At 59.7% G+C, this 12677-nt stretch carries 11 protein-coding genes and 1 tRNA gene; 5 read left to right on the forward strand and 7 right to left on the reverse strand.

Features of this window, described 5'->3' with window-relative positions; translation table 11 throughout:
• The first annotated feature begins 9 nt into the window (after positions 1 to 9).
• The 3 genes from ddlA (at position 10) to ACIQY3_RS33165 (ending at position 1984) form a co-directional block, all read left to right on the forward strand.
• Positions 10 to 1104, forward strand: coding sequence for a D-alanine--D-alanine ligase (ddlA, locus tag ACIQY3_RS33155; RefSeq protein WP_403028664.1), 1095 nt, complete (start codon positions 10 to 12; stop codon positions 1102 to 1104).
• Positions 1105 to 1137: 33 nt separating this feature from the next.
• The gene (locus ACIQY3_RS33160; protein ID WP_403028667.1) at positions 1138 to 1482 is read left to right on the forward strand and encodes a gamma-glutamylcyclotransferase family protein; all 345 of its coding nucleotides are present in this window, start codon (positions 1138 to 1140) and stop codon (positions 1480 to 1482) included.
• A gap of 73 nt (positions 1483 to 1555) precedes the next feature.
• Positions 1556 to 1984: a molybdopterin-binding protein gene (locus ACIQY3_RS33165; protein ID WP_403028669.1), complete on the forward strand. Its 429-nt coding sequence runs from the start codon at positions 1556 to 1558 to the stop codon at positions 1982 to 1984.
• A 152-nt stretch (positions 1985 to 2136) separates the two neighbouring features.
• On the opposite strand, the gene ggt is transcribed toward ACIQY3_RS33165, so the two are convergent.
• Positions 2137 to 3969, reverse strand: coding sequence for a gamma-glutamyltransferase (gene ggt / locus ACIQY3_RS33170; RefSeq protein ID WP_403028694.1), 1833 nt, complete (start codon positions 3967 to 3969; stop codon positions 2137 to 2139).
• 167 nt (positions 3970 to 4136) lie between these two features.
• Between ggt and ACIQY3_RS33175 the strand changes: the two genes are divergently transcribed.
• Complete coding sequence (locus ACIQY3_RS33175) at positions 4137 to 5246, forward strand: DUF2817 domain-containing protein (protein ID WP_403028672.1); 1110 nt, start codon at positions 4137 to 4139, stop codon at positions 5244 to 5246.
• Between the two features lie 67 nt (positions 5247 to 5313).
• On the opposite strand, the gene ACIQY3_RS33180 is transcribed toward ACIQY3_RS33175, so the two are convergent.
• Together ACIQY3_RS33180 and ACIQY3_RS33185 are read right to left on the reverse strand one after the other, a co-directional pair.
• Positions 5314 to 5390 (reverse strand) — tRNA-Met (locus ACIQY3_RS33180).
• Between the two features lie 116 nt (positions 5391 to 5506).
• Positions 5507 to 7564, reverse strand: coding sequence for a methyl-accepting chemotaxis protein (locus ACIQY3_RS33185; protein WP_403028674.1), 2058 nt, complete (start codon positions 7562 to 7564; stop codon positions 5507 to 5509).
• Positions 7565 to 7896: 332 nt separating this feature from the next.
• On the opposite strand from ACIQY3_RS33185, the gene ACIQY3_RS33190 reads away from it, so the two are divergent.
• Positions 7897 to 9114 carry an MFS transporter gene (locus tag ACIQY3_RS33190; RefSeq protein WP_403028677.1) on the forward strand — a complete coding sequence of 406 codons (1218 nt, stop codon included), beginning with the start codon at positions 7897 to 7899 and terminating at the stop codon, positions 9112 to 9114.
• A 187-nt stretch (positions 9115 to 9301) separates the two neighbouring features.
• Here the strand turns inward: ACIQY3_RS33190 and ychF are convergent, their stop codons facing one another.
• The 4 genes from ychF to ACIQY3_RS33210 form a co-directional block, all read right to left on the reverse strand.
• Positions 9302 to 10402, reverse strand: coding sequence for a redox-regulated ATPase YchF (ychF, locus tag ACIQY3_RS33195; RefSeq protein ID WP_403028680.1), 1101 nt, complete (start codon positions 10400 to 10402; stop codon positions 9302 to 9304).
• A 22-nt stretch (positions 10403 to 10424) separates the two neighbouring features.
• A complete protein-coding gene (gene pth, locus ACIQY3_RS33200) occupies positions 10425 to 11009 on the reverse strand; it encodes an aminoacyl-tRNA hydrolase (protein WP_403028683.1) in 585 nt (194 codons plus the stop codon).
• Positions 11010 to 11178: 169 nt separating this feature from the next.
• Entirely contained in the window at positions 11179 to 11781 is a 603-nt protein-coding gene (locus ACIQY3_RS33205) for a 50S ribosomal protein L25/general stress protein Ctc (protein WP_163911940.1), read from the reverse strand.
• A 140-nt stretch (positions 11782 to 11921) separates the two neighbouring features.
• A partial coding sequence (locus tag ACIQY3_RS33210) for a ribose-phosphate pyrophosphokinase (protein ID WP_403028688.1) occupies positions 11922 to 12677 on the reverse strand: 756 nt, incomplete at its 5' end.

The raw sequence follows: 12677 nt of genomic DNA on the forward strand, positions 1-12677 counted from the left end.
GGCCAGGCAATGAGCAAGCTGCGGGTTGGGATTATTTTCGGGGGCCGTTCGGCAGAGCATGAAGTGTCGCTGCAATCGGCGAAAAATATCGTCGATGCACTGGATCGTTCACGCTTTGAACCGGTGCTGATCGGCATCGACAAGCAAGGCCACTGGCACCTCAACGATCCCTCGAACTTCCTGCTCAATCAGGAAAACCCGGCGCTGATCGCCCTCAATCAATCCAATCGCGAACTGGCGGTGGTGCCGGGCAAGGCCAGTCAGCAATTGGTCGAAACCTCGAGCCAGGAACTGCTGGGTCACGTCGATGTAATCTTCCCGATTGTCCACGGCACCCTCGGCGAAGACGGCTGCCTGCAAGGCTTGCTGCGCATGGCGGATTTGCCGTTCGTCGGTTCCGATGTGCTGGGTTCTGCGGTGTGCATGGACAAGGACATCAGCAAGCGCCTGCTGCGTGACGCCGGGATTGCGGTCACGCCGTTCGTGACGCTGAACCGCGCCAGCGCCGCGCGCACCGGGTTCGCCGACGTGCAGGGCAAGCTCGGCCTGCCGTTGTTCGTCAAGCCGGCGAACCAGGGTTCCTCCGTGGGCGTGAGCAAAGTGACCGACGAAGCTGAATACGTGGCGGCGGTTGAGCTGGCCTTGGGCTTCGACGAAAAAGTCCTGATCGAATCCGCCGTCAGCGGTCGCGAGATTGAATGCGCGGTGCTCGGCAATGATCAGCCGATCGCCAGTGGGTGTGGCGAGATCGTGGTGCGCAGCGGGTTCTATTCCTACGACAGCAAATACATCGACGACCAGGCCGCCGAAGTGGTGGTGCCGGCCCACATCAGCGTCGAGGCGAGCGAGCGCATTCGTGCCTTGGCCGTTGAAGCCTTTCAGGTGTTGGGTTGTTCCGGGCTGGCGCGGGTCGATGTGTTCCTCACCGACGGTGGCGAAGTGTTGATCAACGAGATCAACTCACTGCCCGGTTTCACCCGCATCAGCATGTACCCAAAATTGTGGCAGGCCACCGGCATGACCTATAGCGAGCTGGTCAGCCGCTTGATCGACCTGGCACTGGAAAAGCATCAAGCACGGCAAGCGTTGAAAATCAGCCGCTAGGCCGCGTGTAACTATTCAATCAAGGATTTATCGATGACGGCTGCAACTGTTTACCTGTTTTCCTACGGCACCTTGCAGGACAAAGCCGTGCAACTGGCCAACTTCGGCCGCGAACTCAGCGGCAGCGCCGATGCGATGCCAGGGTATGAGCAATCCTGGGTGGAAATTACCGACCCTGATGTGTTGGCCACCAGTGGCAAGACCCACCATCCGATTCTGCGCCCTGGCAGCGAAAGCAGTGCGCCGATTCCCGGCATGGTGTTCCAGATCACGCCCGAAGAACTGGCCGCCGCCGACAGCTATGAAGTCTCGGACTACAAGCGCGTCAGCGTGGTCCTGCAATCCGGAATTGAAGCGTGGGTGTATGTCAGCGCGTAGTTGCGCAGCACAGCGTTATCCCGAATGATGTGCAAAGTTGTATACAAAAATTACTAACAGAGGCAACAACATCATGAAAGTCAGCGCACGTAACGTCTTCAAGGGCACCATCAGCAAACTGCAACCTGGCGCCGTCAACGCCGAAGTGTCCCTGAAACTGGCCGGCGGTAATGAGTTGGTGGCGGTGGTGACCATGGAAAGCGTGAAGAGCCTTGGCCTGGCGGTCGGCAAGGAAGCGGTCGCACTGGTGAAGGCACCGTGGGTGATGCTGATGACCGAATCCAGCGACATCCGCCTCTCGGCGCGTAACTGCCTGGAAGGCAAAGTCACCAGCGTGACGGATGGCGCGGTGAATGCTGAAGTGGTTATAAAGCTGGATGGCGGCAGCGAGGTTTACTCGATCGTCACCCGCGAAGCCGTTGCAGAGTTGGGACTGGCGCCGGGTGTAAGTGCGACGGCCGTGATCAAGGCTTCGCATATTATTTTGGGTGTGCCAGCCTGATACATCGATTTCAAGTACAGCTCAGATTGAAGTGGGAGCGGCGGTGCGACGATTCGACTTGCTCGCGAAGAACGATAACGCGGTTCTACTGAAAACACCGCGTTGCCTGCTTCGCGAGCAAGTCGAATCGTCGCACCGCCGCTCCCACAGACTCAATCCCCCAACGCCTCCCCCTCACGCCGCGGATCCGCTCCGCCCGCCAACGACGCTTTCCCTGATGCATCCTTGACCCGAACAATCGCCTGGGTCCCGCTGGTCATGTCGATTTCGTTCACCGCATGCCCTTTGTCCTTCAGCGCCTGAATCAGCGCCGGGCTGAATTGTCCTTGTTCCAGTTCGGTCGGGCCATTGCGGCTGCCGAAGTTGGGCAGGCTGATGGCGGCTTGTGGGTCGAGGTTCCAGTCGAGCAGGCCGATGGTGGATTTGGCGACGTATTCGATGATTTGCGAGCCGCCGGGGGAACCGACGGTGGCCACGAATTCGCCGCTCTGGCGATCGAAGATCAGGGTCGGCGCCATGGACGAGCGCGGGCGTTTGCCGGGTTCGACGCGGTTGGCGACTTTCTGGCCTTTTTCTTCGGGGATGAACGAGAAGTCAGTCATCTGGTTGTTGAGCAGGAAGCCCTGAACCATCAGGTGCGAGCCGAACGCGGACTCGACGGTGGTGGTCATCGAGACGGCGCCGCCTTCGTCATCGACGGCGACCACTTGCGAGGTGGAAATGCGCAGCGGCGAACGGTCCGGCGCGTAGGCGACTTGAATGCCCGGCGGTGTCCCGGGTTTGGCGGTGCCCATGCTGCGATCACCGATCAGGGCGGCGCGGCTGGCGAGATAAGTCGGGTCCACCAGGCCTTTGACCGGCACCGGCACGAAGTCGGTGTCGGCCACGTATTGCGCGCGATCGGCGTAGGCCAGGCGTTCGGCTTCGGAAATCAGGTGCACGGCTTCGGGCGCCGGTTCGATGCCGGCCGGCTTATTGGTCTTGAGCGGTTTGAGTGGCGCCAAGGCGAAGCGAGGGTCGCGGGTTTCCAGGGCTTGCAAGGTGCCGAGGATCTGCGCCACGGCAATCCCGCCCGACGACGGTGGCGGCATGCCGCAGACCTGCCAGCGTTTGTAGTCGGTGCACAACGGCGCACGCTCCTTGGCCTTGTAAGCCTGAAGGTCATTCAACGACAGGCTGCCAGGGTTTTTATGGCCCTGGACCTTGGCGACGATTTCTTCGGCAACCGGGCCTTTGTACAGCGCGTCGGGACCTTCCTTGGCGATGCGTTTCAATACAGCGGCCAGTGCCGGGTTCTTCAGTTGTGTGCCGACGGCTTTCGGGCTGCCGTCAGCATTCAGAAAATACGCCACCATGTCCGGCGAACGCCGAAGGGACGAGTCCGAAGCAATCAGCAGATGCAAACGCGGCGAGATCGCAAAGCCTTGCTCCGCGAGTTTGATCGCCGGCTCGAACAGCGTCGCCCATGGCAGGCGACCGTGTTTCTGATGCGCCAACTCAAGCGCTCGCAACACACCCGGCGTGCCGACTGAGCGACCACCAATCTGCGCCTGGGTGAACGGCATCGGTGTGCCGTCGGCTTGCAGGAAAAGTTTCTCGGTGGCGCCGGACGGAGCGGTCTCTCGGCCGTCATAAGTACGCACAGCCTTGCCGTCCCACAACACGATCAACGCGCCGCCGCCGATGCCTGACGATTGCGGTTCCACCAGGGTCAACACGGCTTGCATCGCAATGGCCGCATCGATGGCCGAACCACCCTGACGCAGCATCTCCCGCCCGGCTGCGGCCGCCAGCGGATTGGCCGCAGCCGCCATGTGTTTCGCAGCGTGGCGGGTTTGCAGGTCCGTGCGGAAACCGGTGGCGGCTTCCGGCGCGACGGGCAAGGTCGACGTAGGTGGCGCGTTGCACGCGGCGAGGGTCAGTGCGGCGGCGATCAGCGACAGGGCTGACAGGCGATAGCGGCTCAAGTGGAAGGCTGAAAACACGTGGGGCACTCCGTCCGTGGGAAAAAAGGTTCGGGGGACTTTATCGGCCGACAGGGTGCGACGCAAACTGCGTCCTACGGCCAAGGCACTTTTGTCCTTCATGAATCGGCGGATTTTCTGTAGGGTCGAGAACATCAGGACGGCCAGAAAACCAACAAGAGGCAGACATGCACAGCGAGTTTCCTACCCAGCCAAGTTACCGTGGGCAACGTGAACAATTCCTCGCGGCGGCCACCGCTGCCGGCGCGACGTTGACTGAATATCCGCATCCTCTCAAAGGCCCGTTCGGTGAATCGTTGAGTACCGATGTGGCGGTGCTCGGTGATCCGACGGCCAAGCGTCTGCTGATTGCGTTGAGCGGCACCCACGGGGTCGAAGGCTTCTACGGCTCTGGATGCCAGATCAAATGGTTGCAGGATTTGAGCAGGCGTTCGCTGCCGGCGGATGTCGCGGTGGTAATGATCCACTTGATCAACCCGTGGGGCACGGCGTGGTTGCGTCGGGTCAATGAAGACAACATCGACCTCAACCGCAATCACCTGGATTTCCAGCGTCCGCTGCCGGACAACCAGGCCTACGCGATGCTGCATGAAATCTATGCAAGCTCTGAGTTGCACGGCCCCGAGCGTGATCGCGCCGATGCCTTGCTCGATGCGCAGATCAAGGAGCACGGCTGGCCGGCGGTGATGTCAATTGTCGAGGGCGGCCAGCACAGTCACCCCGATGGTTTGTTCTATGGTGGACTCGCGCCGAGTTGGTCGAACCGCACGTTGCACCAGATCATGCAAAACCACGTGGCCCGTGCCGAGGTCGCGATGTGCTTCGACCTGCACACCGGGGCAGGGGAGTACGGTCATCCGATGCTGCTGACCATTACCGAAGCGGCTTACCCGGCGCTGGAAGATGCCCAGGCCATTTACGGCCCATGGCTTTACACCTTGCACACTGGCGCCAACACCACGAGTGAAACTGGAGTGGCGGCAACGGCAACCGGTTATACCTCGCAGGCGTTGCTCAATGCGTTGCCGCAGGTGCGGCTGATGCCGTTTGTGATCGAGTGCGGGACCTATCCGGGGCCGGACGTTCATCGTCATTTGCGCGATGACCACTGGCTGCATCTGCACGGCAACCCAAGCGATGCGGTGGGGCGCGGGATCAAACTGAATCTGCTTGAGCAGTTCTTCCCAGCCGACAGCGACTGGCAGGCCATGGTCTGGCTGCGCACTTGGCAGATTTGGGAGCGGGGCTTGTCGGCGTTATCGACGATGCGGGCCTGACGATGGCAGGCACTTTTCTCGAGGCATAAAAAAACGGCCTACCTTTCGGTAAGCCGTTTTTAGTACTTGGTGGCTACACAGGGACTTGAACCCCGGACCCCAGCATTATGAATGCTATGCTCTAACCAACTGAGCTATGTAGCCAAGTGGCGCGCATTATTCACCTGGAACGAAGATGCGTCAAGCGTAAATTTAAAATATTTCTCCACACTTTCAACCGGTTATCGTCCTGGCCCGAAAAAACAGGGCGGGGCAGGGCGTCAACGCAGCTGAAATCTCCCGGTATTCGCACTCAAGGCCTTGCTGCCCTGGCTCAAGGTGTCTGCCGCAAGGTTCACGGCCCGCGCGCCTTCCAGCAATCTGACGGCGGCCTGATCGACCTGCTGGATATTGCCGCTGACCTCATCGGCCGTGCTCGCTTGTTCTTCAACAGCAGTGGCGATTTGCGCCAAGGTGTCGGTGACGCTCTGCACCGCGCTGGCGATTTCCCCCAGGCGTTCGCCCAGGCCCGTGACGGCTTGGGCGTCAGACTGAGCCTGGCCACAAGCGGCTTCCATCAGGCTTACCGCTTCATTCACCGTGTTGCGCAAGCTGTCGACGGTGCCGGCGATTTGCGCGGTGGACGACTGCGTGCGCTGGGACAGACTGCGCACCTCATCGGCCACCACCGCGAAGCCGCGACCTTGTTCACCCGCACGCGCGGCCTCGATGGCGGCGTTGAGCGCCAGCAGGTTGGTCTGCTCGGCGACGCCACGAATGGTGTCGACCACCAATTGAATCTGTTGCCCTTGCTCACTGACCCGGCCCAATGCCGCAGCGGTGTCGTTGAGCCGTTGATTGAGCTGCTGAATGCTCGCCGTGGTGCGTTGGCTGTCACGGCTGCTGTCGGCGGCGATACGCTGAGTGTGCTGAGCGCTGCCGGACGCCTGTTCGCAGCTCTGGGCTACCCCTTGAGAAGTGGCGGCCAATTGCGTGGCCGCGGCGGCGATCTGGCTGATCTGGATTTGTTGGGCCTCGACTTCGCCCAATGCGCCGCTGGAATGATCGTTGAGCGTGCGCACGGCATTGCTCAGTTGCAACGTCTCGTGATCGACCCCGAGCAAACTGTTGCGCAGTTGCACCACCGCGACGTTGAGCGCGGTGCTGATCGCCGCCAGCTCATCGCGACCCTGCACCGGCACTTGCAGGCTCAGGTTACCGTCGCGCAACGCTTCGGCCAGCACGGTGATGCCGCTGGCGCTACGACGGATCGAAGCCTGCAAGCACACAAACAGATACAGCGCGGCCAGCAACAGGCAACCAAAGATCGTCGCCACCAGGATGAACTGGCGGATGGCCGAGCTGTGGTAGTAGTCCAGGCGTTGATCCAGTGACACAAGCGATTGCTGGCGCAAAGAGGCGAGATCGATGAGCAGTGAGTCGAGGTTGCGTTCGAAATCTTCCGGCTTGAGGTTGATGCTGCCGCCGAAGACGCCGTCGTCCAGCACTTTCAAGGTCGAATCGAGGTGCTTGAGGCTGTCATGGTACTGCCCGGCCCAGGCCTGCAAGGCGCTGGGCAGGCGTGCTTCCAGCAGGCTGGCGGTTTTCACCAGTTGCTCCCGGGCATCACCGATGCGACTGCGCAGATCGCGCAGTTGCAGGCGGCTTTGCAGGGTGAACTGACCCGACACCACCGACGCCTGGCCAACCGCCGCGAGCCGGCCGACCCGTTCAATCAGGTCCGGCGCATGCTGCGTGGATATCTGCGTCAGCAAATAGGTTTCCAGCCACGGCGCCAGGGTCAGGCGATTGTCCATGACGATTTGTTCGCGCAAGGCTTGCAGGGCGCTCAGGGCATTGGTGAAGCGATCGTAACCGTCCGGCCACCAACCGACGCTGCTCAGGCTTTTCGAATCCAGGCTGTTGAGGGCGGCTTGCAGGGCTTGATAGCGGGTCAGGGTTTCACCCTCGGCGCCTTCGGTTTTCAAGGCATTGCCCAGGTCCGTAGTGGCTTGGGCGACGGCGGGCTGCACGGCGTCGAACGCGCCCATGGCGGCGATCGTGGCCGGCGTCGGCTGGCGATTGGTTTCGGTGGCGCGCCAGCGGGCCGCGCGGTCACGTTGGGCGGCGAGCAGGTTGTCGAGCGCATCCAGGGCCAGCAGTTGACGAACCCCGGCACGTTCGCCGGAAATCAGTTGCAGCTTGTCGCGATAGTCCTGCCCGATCATCAACAGGCTGCCGGCCAGCGGCAGGATAAACAGCAGAAATAACAGCTGAAATTTGCGTGCGAAGCCAAAACGCCCCAGCAGTCCGATCCCCGGTGATAAAAAAGCCTGCATGCCCCATGACTCCTCTGGACACCACGCACTATTAGCGTGCGTCGTGATCGTTGCGACCGCGACTTGTGCCCTTTTAAAAGGCCTCGAAAGTTCACCCTCGCCAGCTCTGTAGGCCGACTCTGTAGCGAAACTTCCCATTCTCGATCCCCTTTGTAAGGGGGCCGCGTTGAAGAGGATAAACAAGGCAAGATTCAGACCATGGCGTTGCGCTATCACCCACTCTTCGATGAACGTCGAGGTCGTTAGCAGGCTAAGGGGATGGCGCTGCTGCACTGAAAAATGGCACATTGACGCACCTGCCCGTGTGCACCCTCTGTTGTACGGAAATTCTCATGGCTATCAGCAATGCCCAGACCGGCGCTACGCCGGCATCCGCGACTCCGCAAAGCAGCCCTTTGGTCATGCGCATCATCGGCGCCGTAGCGCTGGCGCACTTGATCAATGACTTGATTCAGTCAGTGTTGCCGTCGATTTATCCGATGCTCAAGGCCAACTATGGCCTGACCTTTACCCAGGTCGGCCTGATCACCCTGACATTCCAACTCACAGCTTCCCTGCTGCAGCCGTGGGTCGGTTACTACACCGATCGCCATCCAAAACCGTGGTTACTGCCGGCCGGCACTGTCTGCACGCTGATCGGCATTCTGATGATGTCGGTGGTCGGTAACTTCCCGATGATTTTGCTGGCGGCGGGATTGATCGGCATCGGTTCCTCGACCTTTCACCCGGAAGCTTCTCGCGTGGCGCGACTGGCTTCGGGCGGGCGTTTCGGCCTGGCGCAATCGACCTTCCAGGTCGGTGGTAATGCGGGGTCGGCGTTCGGTCCATTGCTGGCGGCAGCGATCATCATTCCGTATGGCCAGGGCCACGTGGCGTGGTTCGGGTTGTTCGCGGTGTTTGCGTTGTTCGTGCTCTACCGCATCAGCCGTTGGTACGCCAACCACTTGAGCCTGTTCAAGCTCAAGCAAGGCCAGGCGGCGACTCATGGCTTGTCGAAACAACGGGTGATCAGCGCGCTGGTGGTGCTCGGGTTGCTGGTGTTCTCCAAGTATTTCTACATGGCCAGTTTCACCAGTTACTTCACCTTCTACCTGATCGAGAAGTTCGACCTGTCGGTGGCCAGTTCGCAGCTGCATTTGTTCCTGTTCCTGGGCGCGGTGGCGGCGGGTACATTCTTCGGCGGGCCGATTGGCGACAAGATCGGGCGTAAGGCGGTGATCTGGTTCTCGATCCTCGGCGTTGCGCCGTTCACCCTGATCCTGCCGCATGTCGATCTGTTCTGGACCAGCATCCTCAGCGTGGTGATCGGCTTCATCCTGGCCTCGGCGTTTTCCGCCATCGTGGTGTATGCGCAGGAATTGGTGCCGGGTAACGTCGGGATGATTGCCGGGGTGTTCTTCGGCTTGATGTTTGGTTTCGGCGGGATTGGCGCGGCGCTGCTGGGGCATCTGGCGGATGTTCACGGCATCGAGTACGTGTACTTCCTGTGTTCGTTCTTGCCGTTGTTTGGCGTGTTGGCGATCTTCCTGCCGAGAACCAAAAAGGCCTGACCCAACACTATTCCCCCTGTGGGAGCGGGCTTGCTCGCGAATGCGGTATGTCATTCAACAGAGATGTCGACTGACACACCGCCTTCGCGAGCAAGCCCGCTCCCACACAGGTTCTGTGGTGTGGCGGATAAATCTTTCAGGCACAAAAAAGCCGCGTCTGGACGCGGCTTTTTCTTGCGCAGATGTTTTACACGTTGAAACGGAAGTGCATCACGTCGCCGTCTTTGACGATGTAGTCCTTGCCTTCCAGACGCCATTTACCGGCTTCTTTGGTACCGGCTTCGCCCTTGTACTGGATGAAGTCGTCGTAGGCGATGACTTCGGCGCGGATGAAGCCTTTTTCGAAGTCGGTGTGGATCACGCCAGCGGCTTGCGGTGCGGTGGCACCGACGCGGACGGTCCAGGCGCGGACTTCTTCGACACCGGCGGTGAAGTAGGTCTGCAAGTGCAGCATCTCGTAGCCAGCGCGGATCACGCGGTTCAGACCAGGTTCTTCCAGGCCCAGGGCTTCGAGGAACATGTCTTTCTCTTCGCCATCTTCCAGCTCGGCGATTTCGGCTTCGATCTTGTTGCAGACCGGAACCACCATGGCGCCTTCTTCTTCGGCGATGGCCTTGACGATGTCCAGCAGCGGGTTGTTCTCGAAACCGTCTTCAGCGACGTTAGCGATGTACATGACCGGCTTGGTGGTCAGCAGATGGAAGCCACGAATCACAGCTTTATCGTCGACGCCCATGTTCTTCATCAGGGTGCGAGCTGGCTTGCCGAGGGTGAAGTGAGCGATCAATTGCTCCAGCAGGCCTTTCTGGACCACGGCGTCCTTGTCGCCACCCTTGGCGTTGCGAGCGACTTTCTGCAGTTGCTTCTCGCAGCTGTCGAGGTCGGCGAAGATCAGTTCCAGGTCGATGATTTCGATGTCGCGTTTCGGGTCGACGCTGTTGGAGACGTGAATCACGTTCTCGTCTTCGAAGCAGCGGACCACGTGGGCGATGGCATCGGTTTCACGGATGTTGGCCAGGAACTTGTTGCCCAGGCCTTCACCTTTCGACGCGCCGGCAACCAGGCCCGCGATGTCGACGAATTCCATGGTGGTCGGCAGGATGCGCTTTGGATTGACGATGGCTGCCAGGGCTTCCAGACGCGGATCCGGCATCGGCACGATACCGGTGTTCGGCTCGATGGTGCAGAAGGGGAAGTTCTCGGCCGCGATCCCGGATTTGGTCAGGGCGTTGAACAGGGTGGACTTGCCGACGTTAGGCAGGCCGACGATGCCGCAATTGAATCCCATGGTGTTTCCCCTCGGATAAGAGTCAGGCCTTCTGGCTGTGCAGGATTTTCATCGCGCGGTTCCATTCCCCGGCGAGGATATCCGGCAGCACGCCGAGGGCAAAGTCGATGCTGGCATCGAGTTTTTCCTGTTCGGCGCGTGGCGCACGACCCAGGACGAAATTTGAAACCATACTGGCTACGCCCGGGTGGCCAATGCCAAGCCGCAAGCGGTAGAAGGTATTCTGATTGCCCAGTTGCGCGATGATGTCGCGCAACCCGTTGTGACCGCCATGGCCGCCGCCCTGTTTGAGCTTGGCAACGCCCGGAGGCAGGTCGAGTTCGTCATGCGCCACCAGGATTTCTTCAGGCTTGATGCGGAAGAAACCAGCGAGTGCCGCCACGGCCTGGCCGCTGCGGTTCATGTACGTGGTGGGAATCAGCAGACGAACATCCTGACCCTGGTGCGAATAGCGCCCGGTCAGGCCGAAATATTTGCGGTCCGCCACAAGGTTTACGCCTTGTGCGTTCGCGATGCGCTCAACAAAAAGGGCCCCTGCGTTATGCCGGGTCTGTTCGTATTCAGCGCCTGGATTTCCCAGGCCAACGATCAGTTTGATGGCAGTCACGATAGGGGCCCTTCCTTGGAGTGGTGGATAACATCGCCGCAATCAGGGAGTGCGGCAAAAGTGGACGACAAGTGCTCATTTACCATTATGTAAACTCCGCGTTCTCGCCCGCTTTCTCGCTACGCTCTAGTCCGCGATGTTTCCGGTCACTCCGGCGAACAGAGTGAAATTACTCTGCTGCGCCTTCTTCGGTAGCTTCTGGAGCAACACGTGGAGCGTGGACGTTGGCAACAGCCTTGTCATCACCGTGTGCCAGAGCAACAAACTCAACGCCTTTAGGGGCTTTGAGGTCGGACAAGTGAATGATCGAACCGATTTCGGCGTTAGCCAGGTCGACTTCGATGAATTCAGGCAGGTCTTTCGGCAGGCAGGTCACTTCGATTTCCGAAACAACGTGCGAAACTTCGCCGCCTTTCTTGATCGGAGCTTCTTCACCAATGAAGTGTACAGGCACAACAGCGGTCAGTTTCTGACCAGCTACTACGCGTACGAAGTCAGCGTGCAGCACGTGACCTTTAGCCGGGTGACGTTGCAGAGCTTTGATGATTACGTTCTGCTTGGTGCCACCAACGTTCAGCTCGATGATGTGGCTGTAAGCCGCTTCGTTTTCGAGCAGTTTGGCAACTTCTTTAGCCAGCATGCTGATGGATTCAGGGGCTTTTTCGCCACCGTAAACTACAGCTGGTACCAGGCTTGCGAGACGACGCAGGCGGCGGCTCGCACCTTTCCCCAGGTCGGAACGCACTTCAGCATTCAGAGTAAAATCGTTCATGTTGTATCTCCAAAATAACCACATTCGCCCCAGCGGTTGCGACCAGCGCTAAAGGCGATATGGGCAAAAAAGCCCCGCCCCGACAGGAATGCCGGGGCGGGGCGCTTTCGTCAACGAGACATTCGAGAAGGGCAGGGCCCTTAGCGGAACATCGCGCTGATCGATTCTTCATTGCTGATGCGGCGGACCGCCTCGGCAACTACCGGCGCGATATCCAGTTGACGGATACGCGAACAGGCTTGAGCAGCAGCGGACAACGGGATGGTGTTAGTCACCACCAGTTCGTCCAGCATGGAATTTTCAATGTTTTCGATCGCCCGACCGGACAGCACAGGGTGTGTGCAGTAGGCGAAAACCTTGGCAGCGCCATGCTCTTTCAGGGCCTTGGCCGCGTGGCACAGTGTGCCGGCGGTATCGACCATGTCATCGACCAGAATACAGGTACGCCCTTCGACATCACCGATGATATGCATCACTTCAGAGTGATTGGCTTTCTCACGGCGTTTGTCGATGATCCCGAGATCTACGCCCAGGGATTTGGCAACAGCACGTGCACGCACGACGCCGCCAATGTCCGGGGACACGATCATCAGGTTTTCGAAGCGCTGATCTTCAATGTCATCCACCAATACCGGGGAGCCGTAGATGTTATCTACCGGAATATCGAAGAAACCCTGGATTTGGTCAGCATGCAGATCAACCGTGAGAACACGGTCGATGCCGACTACGGTAAGCATGTCAGCGACGACTTTCGCGCTGATAGCCACACGTGCGTATCGCGTACGGCGATCCTGTAGGGCATAACCAAAGTAAGGAATAACAGCAGTGATACGAGTAGCCGAGGAGCGGCGGAAGGAATCAGCCATCACTTCCAGTTCCATCAGGTTATCGTTGGT

It is taken from the genome of Pseudomonas sp. NPDC096950, from assembly GCF_044762525.1.
Lineage (GTDB): Bacteria > Pseudomonadota > Gammaproteobacteria > Pseudomonadales > Pseudomonadaceae > Aquipseudomonas.

Coding starts and splice junctions, on each gene's coding strand:
- ddlA (WP_403028664.1), top strand. CDS start 10: ATGAGCAAGCTGCGGGTTGGGATTATTTTCGGGGGCCGTTCGGCAGAG.
- ACIQY3_RS33160 (WP_403028667.1), top strand. CDS start 1,138: ATGACGGCTGCAACTGTTTACCTGTTTTCCTACGGCACCTTGCAGGAC.
- ACIQY3_RS33165 (WP_403028669.1), top strand. CDS start 1,556: ATGAAAGTCAGCGCACGTAACGTCTTCAAGGGCACCATCAGCAAACTG.
- ACIQY3_RS33175 (WP_403028672.1), top strand. CDS start 4,137: ATGCACAGCGAGTTTCCTACCCAGCCAAGTTACCGTGGGCAACGTGAA.
- ACIQY3_RS33185 (WP_403028674.1), bottom strand. CDS start 7,564: ATGCAGGCTTTTTTATCACCGGGGATCGGACTGCTGGGGCGTTTTGGC.
- ACIQY3_RS33190 (WP_403028677.1), top strand. CDS start 7,897: ATGGCTATCAGCAATGCCCAGACCGGCGCTACGCCGGCATCCGCGACT.
- ychF (WP_403028680.1), bottom strand. CDS start 10,402: ATGGGATTCAATTGCGGCATCGTCGGCCTGCCTAACGTCGGCAAGTCC.
- ACIQY3_RS33205 (WP_163911940.1), bottom strand. CDS start 11,781: ATGAACGATTTTACTCTGAATGCTGAAGTGCGTTCCGACCTGGGGAAA.